This window comes from Acinetobacter sp. LoGeW2-3 (assembly GCF_002688565.1).
Classification (GTDB): domain Bacteria; phylum Pseudomonadota; class Gammaproteobacteria; order Pseudomonadales; family Moraxellaceae; genus Acinetobacter.
On the sequence record NZ_CP024011.1, the window covers coordinates 1,230,978 to 1,249,314 of the forward strand.

The window sequence follows — 18,337 nt, forward strand, 5'->3', positions numbered from 1 at the left end:
CTTAGAAACTTGGCTTAAGCCATTGAAATATAGAGGTAGATGGCAATACAGATGGCGGCCCAGATGCCGGCAACAATATCGTCAAACATAATACCAAAACCACCACCGACTTGACGATCGATGACACGAATTGGCCATGGTTTCCACACATCAAAAAGACGGAATAGAGCAAATCCAATAATAATCCAGATCCAGTTCATCAGACCTAGATAAATCAGTGGGAGAAAGGTGATGGATTGCCCGGCAAATTCATCCCAGACGATACGACCGTCATCATGAACGCCCATCACTTTGGCAGTTTGTCCACAAATATAAATGCCAAGAATTGACATGAGGATGATGGCTAAAATGGAGTTTAAAAAACCAATTGCAAGCCAGATCGGCACAAAAAGCAGTGCGAAAGCAGAACCGAAAGTGCCCGGTGCTTTGGGTAAGAGTCCTGAACCAAAACCAACACCACAGCAGACGATGAGTCGATTTGGCCATGACATGGCTTTAAAGTTAATTTTAGGCTTATGCAAAGTGTTGATATCCATTCAAATCGAGCACAACTGAATGATCATGATGGAGCAGACTCAAGGTATTTGTATCATTAATTGTGCCAATCATTGTTATATTTACATGCGGCTTTTGCTTTTTCAGTATTTTATAGTGATCAGAAGAAATGGTAAAACAAAGTTCGTAATCATCGCCACCCGCGAGCGCATAGCGCCATTTTTGCTGATCGGGAAGCTGTTGCAAAGCAGGGCTCAATGGGAGTTTTTCTAAATAGAGTTCCGCACCGACCTTGGATGCATCCAAGATATGACCTAAGTCTTGGGCCAAGCCATCTGAAATATCAATCATACTGTTGGCCAAGCCTTTGAGGCCTTGTCCGAGTTCACAGCGTGGCGTTGGATAATCCAGACGTTTTTGTAAGGGGTGACCTAACTTGTGTAGGGCAAAAGCAGCATCGCCTACAGTCCCACTGACACAAATCAGGTCGCCGGGTTTGGCACCTGAACGGAGTACGGCTTTGCCAATATCTACCCAGCCTAGGGCAGTGACAGATAAAGTTAAATGAGGACTTTGGGTGGTATCACCACCAATTAAACTCACACCAAATTGATCGCAGCAATCATAGAGACCCTGACTAAAAGCTTTTAGCCAGTCATGATCAATTTGGGGTAGGCTTAAGGCAAGCAAAATACTGTGTGGTTTTGCACCCATCGCAGCAATATCAGACAGATTCACCGCAACTGATTTCCAGCCAATGGCATGTGGGTCAGTATCAAGCGGGAAATGTCGACCAGCAACCAAGGTGTCGGCACAGATGACCAGTTGTTGCTGTGGAGGAGGGGTGAGCAAGGCTGAGTCATCACCGACCCCTAAATCGACAGACGTAGATGTCTTACGATTAAAATAGGTGTCGATAATCGAAAACTCAGCCATACAAAAATCTACTTAACAATTAATTAGATTGTTGCTTTTCTGCTGCACGTAAAGTTGTTGCTAAACGATCCAGTACACCATTGATGTACTTGTGGCTGTCTGCACCGCCAAAGTGTTTAGCAAGCTCGATTGCTTCATCTAATACCACACGGTATGGAATCTCAAGATGTTCTTTGAGTTCATACGCACCAAGACGAAGAGTTGCGAGTTCAACGCCATCCAGCGCTGTAAGTTCGCGATCGAGTACAGGGATTAAGAGCGCATCCAATGCTTCATGATTGGCAACCACTTGAGTCAACAATTCATGATAATAGCTCAGATCCACTTTGTGCATGGCATTGTCAACACGGGTACGTGCTTCAATCTCATGCACTGGATTGTGGCTCATTTGCCATTCATAAATTCCTTGTACAGCAAAGCGACGTGCTTTACGTTTTGCTGCATAAGTTGCTTGAAGTGTTTGCGACATAGCGTTAAATAGCCTTTAACAAGTTAACCATTTCAATTGCAGTTAAGGCAGCTTCACTACCTTTATTACCTGCTTTTGTTCCAGAGCGTTCAATCGCTTGTTCAATACTATCCGTAGTGAGTACACCATTAATTACTGGTAGGCCAGCATCCAGACCAACGACGCCCAGACCTTTGGCACATTCACCAGCAACGAAATCGAAGTGAGGTGTGCTACCGCGAATCACTGCACCAAGCGCAATGATGGCATCAAAACGACCAGTCGCAGCCAATTTCTTTGCAACGATAGGGAGTTCCCAGGCACCAGGGGCGTGAACAACAGTGATATTATCCTCTGATACACCATGACGTTTCAATGTATCAACGGCACCTTCTAACAGATGTTCAACAACAAAGCTGTTAAAACGACCAACTAAAATCGCATAACGGTCTTCGTTCGCGAGATGTAACATACCTTCAATACGGCGAACTGCCATAGCAACCTCGATTATTTCTTAAGATGTTTGTTGTGCGGTGATATATTCCACCACTTCTAAGTTAAAGCCTGACAGGGCATTGAAACGTAATGGAGAGCTGAGTAGCTTCATTTTTTCAACACCTAAGTCACGTAAAATTTGTGCGCCAACACCAATGGTCTGGTACTGCTGAGATAATGCAGCATTCGACTTCACATTTTTTGGTGCGGTAAGTGCATCCAGGGCAGGGCCCAAGTCTTGTAAATGACGCTGACCGATCCAGACCAATACGCCACGATCGCTCGCTGAAATTTCTTTCAAGGCGCGGTCTAAATTCCAAGCTGGTTCGCCATCCTGTTTATTCAGTTTAAGCAAGTCACGTGTTGGATTGAAACCATGCACACGAACGGTAGTTACGCCATCTTTTGGCTCGCCTTTGACTAGAGCCAAGTGAATATCCGGATTACCAACTTCTTGATAGCGGTAAAGGTCAAATGTGCCGTATTCAGTATCGAGTTTTTGGTGATCTAAACGCTCAACTGTTTGTTCATTGGTCATGCGGTAATGAATCAGATCGGCAATTGTACCAATTTTTAGACCATGTTTTTCAGCAAAGATTTCCAGATCTGCACGACGTGCCATGGTGCCATCTTCATTAATGATCTCACAGATCACAGAAGCAGGTTCTAGGCCAGCAAGACGGGCTAGGTCACAGCCTGCTTCAGTATGACCAGCACGGTGCAATACACCACCCGGTTGCGCCATCAATGGAAAAATGTGGCCAGGTTGCACGATATCAGCTGGTTTAGCATGTGCAGCAACGGCTGTTTGAATGGTATGCGCACGTTCTGCAGGAGAAATGCCGGTAGAAATACCTTTTGCTGCTTCAATCGACAGCGTGAAATTCGTACCATGTTGCGCACCATTCGCATCAACCATTAACGGTAGATTTAACTGCTGGCAACGTTCTTTGCTTAAAGTTAGGCAAACCAGACCACGCGCGTGAGTGATCATAAAGTTGATGTCCTCAGGACGCACGTGTGTCGCAGCAATCACTAGATCACCTTCATTCTCACGGTCTTCATCATCCATCAGGATGACCATTTTACCTGCACGGATATCTGCTACGAGCTCTTCAACGGTATTGAGCGGCATCAACCTTCACCTTCTTTTTTGGTCTTTAATCAGACCGAATCATGACATTATTGGTTGCATAGTCTAACGCTTTTTGAGCAATTTTGCCTATGCTTATTGCTTTCCCTAGGGTGTCCATTGTTATACACAGTCTTTTTTGCCATGGAAAGCCAACTTTATCAGTGAGGCTTTGTTTTCTGTATTTTTTTTAAACGATTGAAAGTGATAAATATTGGTAATCTTATAAATGATTAAGATAAGTCTCTAGAAAATAGCGCTTAATTGACATACAAATAGATCTTAAATCACAAAAAAGCGAACCAAAGTCCGCTTTTTGATGAGGTGAATACTTAGAAGAATCCAGCCAGTTTGGTTGAATAGCTGACCAGCAGGTTTTTGGTTTGTTGGTAATGATCCAGCATCATTTTATGGTTCTCACGGCCGATCCCGGATTTCTTATAACCGCCGAAGGCAGCATGAGCAGGGTACATGTGATAGCAATTCGTCCATACACGACCGGCTTGAATCGCACGACCTGCACGATAAGAAGTATGTGCTGAACGCGACCAGACCCCAGCACCTAGGCCATAGATCGTGTCATTAGCAATTTTGATCGCATCGTCAAAGTCTTTAAAGGTGGTGACTGCCAGGACGGGTCCAAAGATCTCTTCCTGGAAGGTACGCATCTCATTCGAACCTTTAAAAATGGTCGGTTCAATATAGAAGCCTTGACCGACTTCCTGACGTTCGCTACCACCGAGTAAGACTTCAGCACCTTCTTCACGACCGGTGGCGATACAACCGAGAATCTTATCCTGTTGTTCCTGTGAGGCCTGCGCACCGATCATAGTATCGGTATCCAGTGGGTGACCGGTCTTAATCCGTTTCACCCGTTCTACCGCACGTGCTAAAAATTCATCCGCAATACTTTCTTGCACCAGGGCACGGGAAGGGCAGGTACAAATTTCCCCTTGGTTGAGGGCAAACATGGCAAAGCCTTCAAGGGCTTTATCAAGGTAATCATCTTCTTTGTCCATGATGTCTTCAAAGAACAGGTTAGGTGATTTACCGCCCAGCTCTAAAGTCACTGGAATAATATTTTCAGTGGCATATTGCATAATCATTTGCCCGACTGCGGTGGATCCGGTAAAGGCAATTTTCGAGATGCGTGGATTGGTGGCTAAGGGACGACCGACTTCCACACCATAACCATTCACGATATTGAGAACGCCCGGTGGCAAGATATCTTGAATCAGTTCTGCCAAGACTAAAATACTGACAGGGGTTTGTTCTGCGGGTTTAAGCACAATGCAATTGCCCGCCGCGAGTGCGGGTGCGATTTTCCATGCCGCCATGAGAATTGGGAAGTTCCAGGGAATGATCTGTCCAACGACACCGAGTGGCTCGTGGAAATGATAGGCAATGGTATCTTCATCAATTTCAGAAATGCCGCCTTCTTGCGCACGGATACAGCCGGCAAAATAACGGAAATGGTCAATACACAGTGGAATATCCGCAGCCAGGGTTTCGCGGATTGGCTTGCCGTTATCCCAGGTTTCTGCCACCGCCAATAGTTCCAGATTCTCCTCCAGACGATCAGCAATTTTGAGCAAAATATTAGAGCGTGTGGTCGGAGAAGATGAGTTCCATTGCTGTTTGGCGGCATGAGCGGCATCCAATGCCAGTTCGATATCTTCAACTGAGGAACGTGGAACTTTGGTAAAGGCCTTACCATCTACCGGCGAGATATTGTCAAAGTATTCACCTTTGACCGGTGGCACCCATTTACCACCAATGAAATTTTCATATTGCTGTTTAAATTGAACTTTTGAACCGTCAGTATTTGGATCTGCATAACGCATAATTTTGTCCTTTCATTGACTATTATAGCTGTGAGAAAATAAAGGTAAGTGAAGAAGGCTCATCTTGAAATGAGTGGTTATAGCTAATATAAAGAGCAAATCTGACGGGATGTCGAGGGTTTACAAGCGTGCTACAAAAGGCAACAAAGTAGGTATAAGAGGATGATAAGATTATTAATAATAATCAAAATATTAGGTTATAAATATAAAGTTTTAAAGTTATTAAAATATGACATTTCTCACATATGAGCCTGCTGGAAAATAACAATCAGCCCATCTTTAAGTAAAATTTCTTTGGTAAATTTTGAGGAAGACAATTTATTATTTTCCTTCCCTAAAACCTTTCAAATCATTATCGTTCCGGCTTTGTTAAAATCCCTTGGTTTGTAACCACGCAAACAGCTGTTGATAGACCTGTTCTCGCACATTTTTTTCTGACAATACCAAATCATGTAGACCATTATGAATTTCACACAAGGTGACATCACCTGATATTTTTCGGGCATGCTGAATCATATCCTGTACTTTCAGAATCATATCACTGGTTTGCGCATGACGATTAAATTTTCGAGGATAAGTTGTCTGATGAGAATGCATGATCAGAGTAGGAATGCTTAACTGAATCCCTTGATGCAGTTCTTTTTGGGCTTCATGAATGGCATGTACAAAGCTTAAGCGTACCATCGGGTAGCGGACTTTTTTCCATTCCAGGTTAAAGTTCCATTCTCCATGATGGCTGGCATGCAAACTCGGAACATACCATTTATTAAGACGGCTCGGAAACAGCAAATTTGGAAAACGTTTGCCCATTGCAGCCATTCGGGGAATCGCAAATTTCTTTTCCAGACGGCTCATATTAAAGTCATAAAAGGGACTGTTTGCCCAGAGTGCTTTAATCAGCGGATGATCCGGATGATGTGCGGCATATAAGGTTGTAGTTAAACCACCGGTTGAATGTCCGCAAAGCAGTACGGCTTCATGATCTTCCTGACCGATAATATCCAGTGCTTGGGTAATTTCCGCATCATATTCGGACAGGCTATGCACATTATAGTATTTCTGATGCGGCAAGTAGGAGCGGCCATACTTACGCAGGTCAAGTGCATAGAAATCAAAACCCTGCTCATTGAAGCGTTCTGCCATTTCGGTCTGGAAGAAATAGTCGATAAAGCCATGAATATAGAGTACCGCTTTTTTAGTGGACTTAGCGGCTTTCTTGCGAACCAGTGTCGCCACCACCTGACCTTCATAATCATCCGGGAAATTTAAAGTAGCCTGTTCATATCCTGTGCCTAACACATCGGGCTGATATCGGGGAGTCTGGAGCGTTATTGTCATTGTTATACTCAGGGAATTTTTAAGCTTTATAGTTGATCAAGTTCGAAGTCTTGTCAATTTTTGACATTGAAATTAAAAAGTTTGTCTCTATAGAAGCAGGTTAAGCATGAATTGAGTCTTTACACCTAATGCTTTTAAAATGCAATGCACCATTTAGGGGGCATAAATTTACTTTATAAAACGAGACGACGACGTTATCATGTCATCGCCTATTTCTTACCTCATTGACTCAAAAGAGCATATGGAACCATCATCCCAGCTAAAAAAGCTACCTCGACTCAAAGCACGCGGCGGGTTGGCAGTGATGTATGCATCGATACGTGCTTTGATGTTACGCGAATTACAGACGCGTTTTGGACAATACCGTTTAGGTTATCTGTGGGTGTTTTTAGAACCCTTACTAACTATTGGTTTAATGGTGCTTCTATTTGCTACGATTCGTCATCGGGTTGCTCCAGGTATTCAATATGAAGTTTTTTTAATTAATGGCATTATTCCATTTTTTATGTTTCGTACTGGTGTTACCTTAGCTATGAGTGCAGCTGAGTCAAATCGTGGATTATTTAATTATCGCCCTGTAAAACCAATTGATGCTTTAATAGCACGTAATATTTTAGAATTTCTTTTAAAAATAACATCTTATTTGTTCTTCTCAGCTGCATTACTTTGGTTTGGCTACACGATTAGTTTTTCATCAATACCTCAATTATTAGGATTATGGATAATTCTTTTTATTTTGATGATGGGATGTAGTTTAATTTTATTAGTAGTAGGTGACTTTTCTAAAGAAGCCAATAAATTTATTTCGCCTTTATTTTTCATTTTCTACCTTCTATCAGGTGTTCTTTATTCAATTCATATTATTCCAACTCAATATCAGAAATATCTTTTATATAATCCTCTCTTACATATTTTTGAGCACATGCGCCATGCAGTTGCTCCTACCTACCAATTAGTAGATGGTATTAGCCTATTCTATGTATTTAACTGGGTTGTGGGCACTTTACTATTAGGATTATTGCTTTATAAGCGTTTTGAGAGACGCATGGTGAAATCAAAATGATTGAACTAAAAAATTTAACTAAATCATATGCCACACCCACTGGTCGACATTATGTTTTTAAAAATCTTAATGCAATTTTACCAGAGAATAAAAGTGTGGCTCTATTAGGTAAAAATGGAGCGGGTAAAAGTACTTTACTCCGTGTAATTGGGGGGATTGATTACCCAGACACAGGGCAAGTAATTACGAATAAGTCAATTTCATGGCCTGTAGCATTGTCTGGAGGTTTCCAAGGAAGTCTGACTGCACGCCAAAATGTTCGTTTTGTAGCTCGCCTCTATGTCAGTAACGAAGAAGAAGTAGACCATGTAGTAAGGTTTGTGGAGGAGTTTGCAGAAATTGGTAAATATTTTGATATGCCTATGAAAAGTTACTCCAGTGGCATGCGTAGTCGAATCGGTTTTGGACTCAGTATGGCTTTTAATTTTGACTATTATTTATTAGATGAAGCAGGAGCAGTTGGTGATCGATCATTTCGTAAGAAGAGTCAAGTTTTGCTCGATAATCTAAAACAAAATTCAAATATTATTATGGTTTCTCATAACGTCAAAGATTTAGTCCGTAATTGTGATGTTGCTTTTTTAGTTAGAGATGGGCAAGCTGAATATTTTGATAATGTACAGGACGCGGTAGAGGTTTATAAGGCATATGCAAACTAAATTAAAGACAAAAATAGGAGTTGCATACGGATGTCTAGTCCTTATTCCTTTACTGTTAATCATTAGCTATTTATATATTTTTGCGAAAGATCGTTATAGCTCCTCTTCAACATTGCTTGTAAAACAAGTGGAAAATTCACAAGTTGCAAGTGCTTCCGGTATCGGAGCATTACTAGGGATGCCAAATACAAGTCGAGAAGACTCTCAGATACTAAAGGAATTTATTACTTCTCGTGACTTGATAGAGCGTTTAGATAAAAGACTTAACTTGCGTCAAGAGTTTTCATCAGTGCATGATCCTGTTTTTGCTTTATCTAAAGATGCTTCAGTTGAAGAGCTAGTAGAATATTTTAATAAGATGATTCAAGTTGAACTTGATGAGCAAACCATGATGTTACATGTTAATGCTCAAGGGTTTTCCCCCGAATTTTCTTTGAAACTTAATAATGAAATTTTAAAGCAAAGTGATAGCTTTATTAATGAGATTTCAAAGGCAATTGCTCAAGAGCAGCAAACCTTTGCAGAACAGCAGTATCAAAAAGCGACTAAACAACTTGATGATGCACGTCAAGCAGTATTAGCTTATCAAAATGAAAATGAAATTTTTGATCCTGAATTGCAAGCCCAAGCAGTAGCAACTTTGATTGCAGGCTTACAAAGCACTTTGGCACAATTAAAAACAGAAGAGCGTACCTTATTAAGTTATTTAACTCCTGAAGCACCCCAAGTTATTGCTTTGCGTAGTCAAATTGAATCAGTTCAAAAGCAAATTGATAGTGAAAGTGCTAAATTAACTTCACCAAATAATCCTAAACTGAATAAAAACGTAGCTGATTTTGAAGCATTAAAAGCTCAGGTAGAGTTTGCTACAGATTTATATAAGATTTCTTTAGTATCGTTAGAAAAAGCACGCCTAGAAGCTTCCCGAAAACTTAAAAAACTGGTTGTGATTTCAGCGCCACGTCTGGCTGAAGACGCGCTTTATCCGCGTAAAGTGTATATCAGTATTACTTCGTTCATTTTGCTGAATATCATTTTTGGTATTGGCCTTCTCATTCACTCCATTATCCGTGAGCACAGAGAATAAATTATGAAAAAAATTGCCTTATTATCAGTTTTATCATTAGCCTGTGCGACAGGGAGCCAGGCAATGGACTCCAGTCTATTGCCTGCGGAAGTAGCCAGTGCATTTGGTGGCCAGCAGTCACCCATGAATACTGACAGTAACACGATTTTAAATAATCAGTCAGTTGTCGAACTGTCTCCAAGTTCATCCATGAAATATCAAACATCAAATAAAATGTTTGGTTCGCAGCTATTCAAAGGGGCTTTTGCATCAACCGCAGGTTCAACCTTTAACAGCAGTTATCAGATCAATCCAGGGGACCAGATCAACTTGCGTCTTTGGGGAGCTTATCAATTTATAGGAACCCAGACAGTTGATCCACAAGGGAATATTTTCATTCCCAATGTGGGGCCGGTCAAAGTTGCCGGTGTAACCAATGGCAACTTACAGTCTGTGATTGAAGCGCATGTGCGTCGCATCTATGTGGCGAATGTAAGCGTATATGCTGCCTTGGAACAGGCCCAGCCAGTCAAGGTGCTTGTAACCGGTTTTGTGAATCAGCCCGGTAATTATGGCGGTGTGGCAAATGACAGTGTCATTGCTTATCTGGATAGAGCAGGTGGGGTTGATCCAGAACGCGGTAGTTACATCGATATTAAGGTGATGCGTAATGGTCAGTTGATTCAGCATGTGGACCTGTATCAGTTTTTACTCAATGGACAGATTAAGCCTATTTCATTCCGTGATGGGGATGTAATTGTGGTCGGGCAACGTACCCATACCTTTAATGTATCTGGTGAAGTTTATAATCAGAATGATTTTGAATTTAACTCGCCGAGTATTTCTTTAGCTCAGGCCTTATCCTTTGCCAAACTCAAACCTGGCGCGACCAATGTCAGTATTCAACGTCGCCAAGGCACAGAATACCGTAGTGAATATTATCCATTGAATCAGGCCAATAACGTCATGATCCAGGATGGGGATGTAGTGACTGTTACTGCGGATCGCTATGCAGGCACCATTCAGGTCAGAATCGATGGAGCACACAATGGGGCACATGCCGTAGTCCTGTCTTATGGGGCTAAACTCAGTGACATACTGACGCAGCTGCAACCGAACGCTTTGGCAGAAATAGAATCTTTACAACTCTTCCGTCCTTCTGTCGCCAAGCGCCAAAAAGAGATGTTAAATGTTGCTCTAGATAAGTTGGAAGAAACGACATTTAATGCTCGTTCAAGCACACAGGAAGAAGCAGCTTTACGTTTGCGTGATGCTGAACTGGTAAAACAATTCATTGCTAAAGCACGTCAAGTTGAACCTAAAGGACAGGTGGTGCTGAATCCAGATACTTTCCAAAATGTAATTTTGGAACAGGGAGATATTTTATATATTCCTGAAAAAACGTCTGTGGTCATGGTACATGGCGAAGTTGCTTTTCCAAATGGGGTTGAATATAAGAGTGGCTTAAGTGCCAATGATTATATTAAGCAGGTTGGAGGGTTTAGCCAAAAATCGAATAAGTCTAAAGTGATTATAATTCGACAAAATGGTAAGGCTGAACTTGTACGTAAAGGCGAAAAAATTCAACAAGGGGATGAAATCCTTGTATTACCTAAAGCTCAGACTAAGGGTATTGAGTTAACACGTGGTATTACTCAAGTCCTTTATCAGATTGCGGTGGCTGCTAAAGTAGCATTAGATTTGTAAAAATTAAAAAGTGTTAATTAAGTAGAGTTTTATGTAATGCAAAATGAAAATATAAATAGAATTTTTGTCTTTTGGGAATCTCAAAATAATTTGATACCAGCTTATCTCGAGTTATGTAAACAAACATGGATAAAAAATATTCCTAATCTTGAGTTACATATCATTAATTATGGGAACTTAGATGAATATATTGGAGATATATATGATACAGAAAAATTAAAGAAAATATCTTTAGCAATGCAATCAGATATAATTTCTGCTGCTGTTTTAGAAAAATTTGGTGGTTTATTTTTAGACTTAGATTGTATAGTGACAGATAATATCTTTAAAGTATTTGATGTCATATCAAATTATAAATTGATTGGATTTGGTAATCCTTCAACAAATGGATTACATTTAGCTGTTTTATATAGTAAGAAAAAAAATAATCCGATTTTAAAGGGGTGGAGAGAGGAAGCTCAGAAAAGATTAGAAAATCTTCCTGAAGTATATAAATGGAATTATTTTGGTAATGGAATATTAGAAAATCTACTGAATGATGAGAGAAATAAAGAGCATTTTTTAATAATTGATCGAACAGAAAGCGGTAACATTTTAGAATCAGCCGCAATGGTAGGGGCTACCTATGAAAATGCTAAAAGCTATTATCGTAATTTTTATTTTAACGAAAATTTCAAACTTAATCGTAAAGTATTAGAGCTTGTAACATTTGGAATTATATCTTTACATAACTCATGGACTCCTAAGAAGTACAAAGAAGTATATTCAATAAGTGATTTTTTAGACTGTTCAATACCGTTATCAGGTTTGTTAAAAGATGTATTATCAGGGCATTATAAAAAAAATATTTATAATAAATTTTATATAAAGTTTTATATTGAAAGTATTTTAGCGCCCTTAGGTTTTAATTTTAAAATTTCATTGAAAAAAGAACTTATAATAATTGATTTTTATAATAATAAAGCACGTTTTTCTTTTGATATATATTGCAATGAAGAAAGCTTATTTTTAGATATAATATTTCGAGATGAATTTTCACTAAGATATTCAAAATTACCTATTTTTAAAAAATATAGTTTTAATGGTAATAAAGCACGAATTTTAAATAATAAATGTATTGAGGAAATGATAAAAAGTATAATTGAAATAAATAATTCTATAGCAAAACATATTGATTTAATTGAAAAGATAGATAAAAAATCTTTAAATTTATTTACTAAAACAAATAATATTAGTTTTAAAGATGATCTATTTTTCATAGAAGGCATTGCATTTTTTGAAGGATTGAGTTGTAAAAATTGGTCTGATATAGATTATGAACTGCATCTTCGTTCTGAAGATGAAAATATTATTTTGCCATTGGCAAAAACACATAAGACAATTACTACGAAGATATATAGTAAAGATATATCTATTAATTATGATAAAGCAAATTTTTGTACTAAGTTGCATAAAGGTATAGATTTATCAAAAATAAAAAGTGGGAAGTATGTTTTAAAGTTGAAAGTTGTTACCTTAGTAAAAGATGAAATAGTTGGTTTTAGCTATGATTTTAATGAAGATATTTTTTCACAGAGTAAGAGATTCTTTATTTCTAAAAGCGAAGATGATGTAGTATTAAATATTAGAGAAAAAAGTTACATAGATGAACAAGTTGAAGTTATTAATAAATCAATCTCTAATAAAGTAAAAACATGGAAGTTTAGGGAGAACTTAATTGCTAATCATTTAGATATAAAGGGCTTTACTTTTATATGTGATGTTGAATTTTTTCAAGATATTAACACAATTAAGATGTCTTTTTTTAATAAAGAAGAGATGTTTAGCGACTTGATAACATCTCATTTTACTGAAAACAAGATATCACATAAAAAAGAAATGAATAAAATAATATGTCAATTAAACTTAAGAGAAAATTTAGATAAATTTCCATTATTAATTGAATCATTTTTTTTATATGTGGAAAAAAAAATTAAATTAGAAACATTCTATAAGGAACTAGAATATTATAATTTTTTTAATATTGATAGATTAAAGAAAAAAAAGAAAAAAGTAATTGGTTTTTTTGTTTCTGATTATAGGAAATGGAATTTGGGTGATTTTTTTTCAATTTTAAAAAATAGTAAGATATATATACCTAAAATAATTTTATTAAAAGAAAAAACTGTACCTAATACCGAAGATTCTAGATATATTGAACAGTTAAATTATTTTAAATCTATAGATGAAGATTTAATTTTAAGAGAAAATTTTACTCACAGTGCTTTCAGTGAAAAAATTCTAAAAGACATAGATGTTATTTTTTATCAACAACCTTGGGATGGTATGGCATATTGGGTTCAGAAATTTCATAAAAATATTTTATCTTGCTATATACCTTATTCATATATTATTTATAAAAGCCATTTAGATTATTCAGTTAGAGGCTTCCATTGTTTTATATGGAAGTACTTTGCTCACACTACTCAGCATATTTCTACCTATTTAAGCTATGAGGAAAACCATGCAGATAAGTTAGAGGTAATTGGATATCCAAAATTAGATGTATACCAAAAGCCTATACAATCTAAGCCATTTGCTGAAAAATTTGGAAATTTATCTAAAAAGAAAATAATTTATGCACCTCATCATTCTTTTAACGGTTCTGCACTTCAAATAGGTACTTTTCAATGGAATGGTGATTTTATTAAAGAATTAAAAGAGCAAGAAAATAGTTTATGGTGTTTAAAACCTCATGGTCGTTTTAGATATTCAGTAATTTCACATCAAATTATGACTGAAATTGAAATTGATGATTATTTGCAATCGTGGGAAGAAAAAAATAGTTTTATATATGATAGAGGAGATTATTTTGATTTATTTAGAGATTCAGATATTTTAATTACTGATTGCAGTTCATTTCTTGCAGAATATTTTCCAACGGGTAATCCAATTATTTGGTTGAAATCAGCTAACTCAAAAGTTGAATTTAATGATTTTGGTCAGTATATTTCCCAAGGATTTTATATTGTAAATAATTTAGAAGAATTAAAGAATATTTATAAAAAACTTGTCATAGATAATGTAGATCCTTTGAAGGATATTCGGCATGAAATTATCTCACAGGTTTTCCAGAATGAAGAATCATCTTCTGAAAAACTATATAATATTATTAATGAGTATTTAGATTCTGAGGTTTGATATGGAAATTTCTTACAAAGAGGTTTTTTTTAGTTTTTTTAATAATTTTTATCCTCAATTTGTATTGAAAAAATGGGTATATCAGGAAAATACGTATGTTGTTGATATCTATTTTGAAGGTTATAAAATTGGATTTGATTTATATTTAAAAGAAAATTTAATCCATGTGGACTATGTAGTTAGGAATTTTAATAAAAGTGACAAGTCTTTTTCTAAAAGAAAAGATAATTTATATATTGGGGATAATTTAACTATTTTATTCTCAAAAATAAAGATTTTTCTAGAAAATTTAAAGAAAATGAATGATGATCAGTATAATTATGTGATTTCAGTTATTATTCCTGTTTATAATAGGAAAAATCTCCTTGGAGATTGTATTTCTAGTTTAAATTCTCAAAAATTAGATCCTAATAAATTTGAGGTGATATTTGTTGATGATTTTTCCTCAGATAATAGTGTAGATGTAATAAAAGAAAATTTATCTAATAAATTAAATTATAAAATTCTAAAGAGGCCTATAAACTCTGGGAGTGCAAGTGCTCCAAGAAATGATGGAATTTTGGCTGCGAAAGGAAAATATATATATTTTGTTGATTCTGATGATTATATTTATGATTATACTCTGTGTGATTTACTAGATATGGCAGAAAATAATTCATCAGATGTTGTATATGCAAAATATGACGGTGATAAGGGGCGTTCATGGGGGAAGAGACCTTTTGCTAAAGGTAATATCAATTCTGCATTAATATCTGATCATCATCTTGTACGTTCTTTAATGTGTTCTAAGCTAATACGTACATCTTTATTAAAAAATAATTTTATATTTTTTCCTCTTGATATAAAAATAGGTGAAGATCGTGTTTTTATGATGAATGTACTAGCCTCCTCAGCTAAAATTAGTATCTTGGGAGAAAAGCCTTATTATTACATTACAAATCATGATTCGGATAAGTTAACTAATAATGTTTCAAACTTGATTCATGATTATGAAGTTGTATCTAGAGTTTTTAAAGTTATTAATGACTCTTCATTAGACAAGAAAAATAAAATTTCATTATTCTCTTGTTGGATGAATGTTGTATTGGAAGCTTATATAATAGGTAAACTAAAAAGTAAAAGTCATGATGTCGCTAAAAAACAAATATATTTTAATAAAATCAGATTTCAATTTAAAATATATAGTTTTTTATTTGATGAAAATTTCGTCTATAAGGAGTTTAGGGATTGGTGTGAGCTATTTTTGAAATCTGATTTCAATAGTTTATATAATATTGCTTGTAAGAAATAAGGTATCATTATGTCTAAGATTAGTAAATTAATTAAGAAGCCTGATCTTTTTATTAAAGATTTTATCGTAAAAAGAGGCTTTGATGCTAATTTAATAGGAAAGAAGTTAAATATATCTTTTTTACAAGATAAAGAAACTACATCTACTGAAAACCTAATTACCTCAAATATTACTTTATTTACTCAAACTGTTCATTTACTTCATACTGGTGAAGGTCTAACTCACGGTCCTTCTCATCTAGATCAATGGATAAGTCATTTTATTAAATCTGGTGAAAAATTTGCCATATTGATTCGTAATAAAGCTCTTTTTAATTGGGCAGTAGAGAAATACCCTACTGTTGACATAGTATATGCAAAAAGTGCTAATAATGTTGAGAATGTTATTAACAAGTTACCATTTTTAAAAGCTATATATTATTTTTCTAATACTGGAAATTTGATTCATACCTTAAGATACAATCGTTATCAACATATTTTTTTAGGTCATGGCGATAGTGATAAGGCGGCTAGTGCTCATAAATTCTTCAGAGTATATGATGAGATTTGGGTAGCAGGTCAAGCACATGTTGATAGATTTAAAAATGCAAAATTTAATACAGACCATATTAAATTTGTAAAAATAGGACGCCCTAATTTAAAAGATGTCCTTCTTAAGCTAAATAAAGAAAAGATTAATACTACTAAGCGTGTTGTCTATCTACCCACGTGGGAAGGTGTCTATGAAGAAAATAATTATTCATCTGCCCACATAGCACCGGTTATGTTAAATGAAGTATTTAAAAAATATGATTGTTCATTAGATATAAAGCTCCATCCTGTCATGGGATCTAGAGATTCAACATTATTGGGCTTAGAAAAGACCTTAATTGACACTTTCTCTAAAAATCAGGACAAAGTAGAAATTCATTCAAAAGATGTTCCAGTCGAGGAAATTATTAAAGATGCAGATATTTATATCTGTGATATCTCTGCTGTCGTTAGTGAATGTATTTCTACTTTATCTCCTATATTCTTATTTGTCCCTAATGATCGTGAGATCATTACTTCAGCTAGCAATATGCAATATAGTGACTATACGTATACTTTTTCCAATATCGAAGAGTTGTTGTCTCTTTATGAAAAAGTAATTATAGAAGGGGAAGACCCTTTAGCAGACATGCGGTATAAAGCTTTAGATTATTTACTAACTGTTGATGCGACTAAAAATGATGAATTTTTTAAACAACTGAGAAATATATCTAAAACAATTTCATTGTTAAACAACAGTCGTGAAAATGTAATTCAATAAGATAGAGAGCTTTAATGAAAAACATAGCAGTAATTTTGTCGGGTGGTTCAGGCTCACGATTTGGTGGTGCTTTACCGAAACAGTTTACTAAACTTGCTGGTAAGGCAATTATCGAATATACCATTGATGTTTTTCAAAACTCAGATGATATTGATGAAATTTTTATTGTTTCTCAAACCCAGCATATTAACCGTACGTGGGATTTGATTAAAAAGAACAAATGGTCAAAAATTTCAAAAGTTGTTACAGGTGGCGATGAGCGCTTTGATTCAACTTATTCAGCTTTAACGGCTTTAAAAGAATATGATGACTCATGTAATGTGCTCTTTCATGATGCAGTTCGACCTTTAGTCAATCAAGAAATTATTAGTAATTGTGTCGAAGCTTTAAAGGATTTTGATGCAGTAGATGTTGTTATTCCTTCAGCGGATACTTTGGTTGAAATTTACGATGATGGATGTATTGCCAATATTCCTCAGCGCTCACATATGCGTCGAGGCCAAACTCCGCAAGCATTCAAACTGGGCTCAATCCAATTGGCTTATAAAAAAGCATTGGAAAAAAATCGTAAAATCTTCACATGTGACTGTGGTGTGATTCGGGCAATGTTGCCACGTACTCGTGTAGCAACTGTAGAAGGAAGTGAGCGCAATTTAAAAGTTACCCATCCCGTTGACTTATTTATTGCTGAAAAGTTTCTCCAATCTGCTCATGGAATCCCTTTCCGTGAAGGTGACAGTTTTGATTATCTAAAAGATAAGAAGATTGTAATTTTTGGCGGTACTAGCGGTATTGGTTTGGAAATGAAAAACATTGCAACACTGCATGGTGCCCAGGTCGAAGTTGCAAGTCGTTCTTATAATCAGGTGGATATCTGTAATTTGCAAAGTGTAAAAAACTATCTTGCAGATATTAAAGCGAAGCTAGGTCGTATTGATTATATCGTGAATACTGCTGGCTTGTTAATTAAAAAGCCAATTGATACTCTGACTATTGAAGAAATTACCGCATTGATTGGGGTGAACTATACTGGTGCGGTAAATGTAGCAATTGCATCTAAACCATATTTACTAGAGACCTCAGGTATGCTTATGAACTTTACTTCTAGTTCATATACCCGTGGTCGTGCATTTTATGCGCTCTACTCTTCAACGAATGCGGCAATCGTGAACTTTACTCAAGCAATTGCAGAGGAATGGAGTGATGAAGGAATTCGCGTGACTTGTATTAATCCTGAGCGTACAGCAACACCAATGCGTACAGCGAACTTTGGTATAGAGCCAGCGGAATTGTTGCTCTCGGCTAAGGAAGTTGCAATGACTAGTCTTAAAGTGTTAGGAACTAAAAATACAGGTATAATTGTTGACGTTCGTAAAGACGGTCGTTAAGAAGT

15 protein-coding genes are annotated in these 18,337 nt (G+C 36.4%); 8 read left to right on the forward strand and 7 right to left on the reverse strand.

Going from position 1 to position 18,337, the window contains the following annotated elements; all coding sequences use genetic code 11:
• Positions 1-14: 14 nt before the first annotated feature.
• From BS636_RS05855 to BS636_RS05885, 7 genes are all read right to left on the reverse strand, one after another.
• Positions 15-536, reverse strand: a complete 522-nt coding sequence (locus BS636_RS05855) for a phosphatidylglycerophosphatase A (protein WP_099337941.1) — start codon at positions 534-536, stop codon at positions 15-17.
• On the reverse strand, positions 514-1,431 hold the full coding sequence (gene thiL, locus BS636_RS05860) for a thiamine-phosphate kinase (protein WP_099337942.1): 918 nt from the start codon (positions 1,429-1,431) through the stop codon (positions 514-516). Before thiL ends, BS636_RS05855 begins: the two co-directional genes overlap by 23 nt.
• A 19-nt stretch (positions 1,432-1,450) precedes the next feature.
• The gene (gene nusB / locus BS636_RS05865) at positions 1,451-1,900 is read right to left on the reverse strand and encodes a transcription antitermination factor NusB (protein ID WP_099337943.1); all 450 of its coding nucleotides are present in this window, start codon (positions 1,898-1,900) and stop codon (positions 1,451-1,453) included.
• A gap of 4 nt (positions 1,901-1,904) precedes the next feature.
• Positions 1,905-2,375: a 6,7-dimethyl-8-ribityllumazine synthase gene (ribE, locus tag BS636_RS05870; RefSeq protein ID WP_067731440.1), complete on the reverse strand. Its 471-nt coding sequence runs from the start codon at positions 2,373-2,375 to the stop codon at positions 1,905-1,907.
• A gap of 18 nt (positions 2,376-2,393) precedes the next feature.
• Complete coding sequence (ribBA, locus tag BS636_RS05875) at positions 2,394-3,509, reverse strand: bifunctional 3,4-dihydroxy-2-butanone-4-phosphate synthase/GTP cyclohydrolase II (protein ID WP_099337944.1); 1,116 nt, start codon at positions 3,507-3,509, stop codon at positions 2,394-2,396.
• Positions 3,510-3,838: 329 nt separating this feature from the next.
• The gene (locus BS636_RS05880; protein WP_099337945.1) at positions 3,839-5,350 is read right to left on the reverse strand and encodes an aldehyde dehydrogenase family protein; all 1,512 of its coding nucleotides are present in this window, start codon (positions 5,348-5,350) and stop codon (positions 3,839-3,841) included.
• 369 nt (positions 5,351-5,719) lie between these two features.
• On the reverse strand, positions 5,720-6,688 hold the full coding sequence (locus BS636_RS05885; RefSeq protein ID WP_099337946.1) for an alpha/beta hydrolase: 969 nt from the start codon (positions 6,686-6,688) through the stop codon (positions 5,720-5,722).
• A gap of 199 nt (positions 6,689-6,887) precedes the next feature.
• On the opposite strand from BS636_RS05885, the gene BS636_RS05890 reads away from it, so the two are divergent.
• The 8 genes from BS636_RS05890 (at position 6,888) to BS636_RS05925 (ending at position 18,332) form a co-directional block, all read left to right on the forward strand.
• Positions 6,888-7,751 carry an ABC transporter permease gene (locus BS636_RS05890; protein WP_228206934.1) on the forward strand — a complete coding sequence of 288 codons (864 nt, stop codon included), beginning with the start codon at positions 6,888-6,890 and terminating at the stop codon, positions 7,749-7,751.
• Positions 7,748-8,410: an ABC transporter ATP-binding protein gene (locus BS636_RS05895; protein WP_099337948.1), complete on the forward strand. Its 663-nt coding sequence runs from the start codon at positions 7,748-7,750 to the stop codon at positions 8,408-8,410. The genes BS636_RS05890 and BS636_RS05895 overlap by 4 nt, the downstream gene beginning before the upstream one ends.
• Positions 8,400-9,497: a capsule biosynthesis protein gene (locus BS636_RS05900; RefSeq protein WP_099337949.1), complete on the forward strand. Its 1,098-nt coding sequence runs from the start codon at positions 8,400-8,402 to the stop codon at positions 9,495-9,497. The genes BS636_RS05895 and BS636_RS05900 overlap by 11 nt, the downstream gene beginning before the upstream one ends.
• Positions 9,498-9,560: 63 nt before the next feature.
• Positions 9,561-11,183 carry a polysaccharide biosynthesis/export family protein gene (locus BS636_RS05905; RefSeq protein ID WP_416202905.1) on the forward strand — a complete coding sequence of 541 codons (1,623 nt, stop codon included), beginning with the start codon at positions 9,561-9,563 and terminating at the stop codon, positions 11,181-11,183.
• A gap of 36 nt (positions 11,184-11,219) precedes the next feature.
• The gene (locus tag BS636_RS05910) at positions 11,220-14,363 is read left to right on the forward strand and encodes a hypothetical protein (RefSeq protein ID WP_099337951.1); all 3,144 of its coding nucleotides are present in this window, start codon (positions 11,220-11,222) and stop codon (positions 14,361-14,363) included.
• Between the two features lies 1 nt (position 14,364).
• Entirely contained in the window at positions 14,365-15,654 is a 1,290-nt protein-coding gene (locus BS636_RS05915) for a glycosyltransferase family 2 protein (protein WP_099337952.1), read from the forward strand.
• A gap of 9 nt (positions 15,655-15,663) precedes the next feature.
• On the forward strand, positions 15,664-16,944 hold the full coding sequence (locus BS636_RS05920; protein ID WP_099337953.1) for a CDP-glycerol glycerophosphotransferase family protein: 1,281 nt from the start codon (positions 15,664-15,666) through the stop codon (positions 16,942-16,944).
• Positions 16,945-16,958: 14 nt separating this feature from the next.
• On the forward strand, positions 16,959-18,332 hold the full coding sequence (locus BS636_RS05925; protein WP_099337954.1) for a bifunctional cytidylyltransferase/SDR family oxidoreductase: 1,374 nt from the start codon (positions 16,959-16,961) through the stop codon (positions 18,330-18,332).
• Positions 18,333-18,337: the final 5 nt, after the last annotated feature.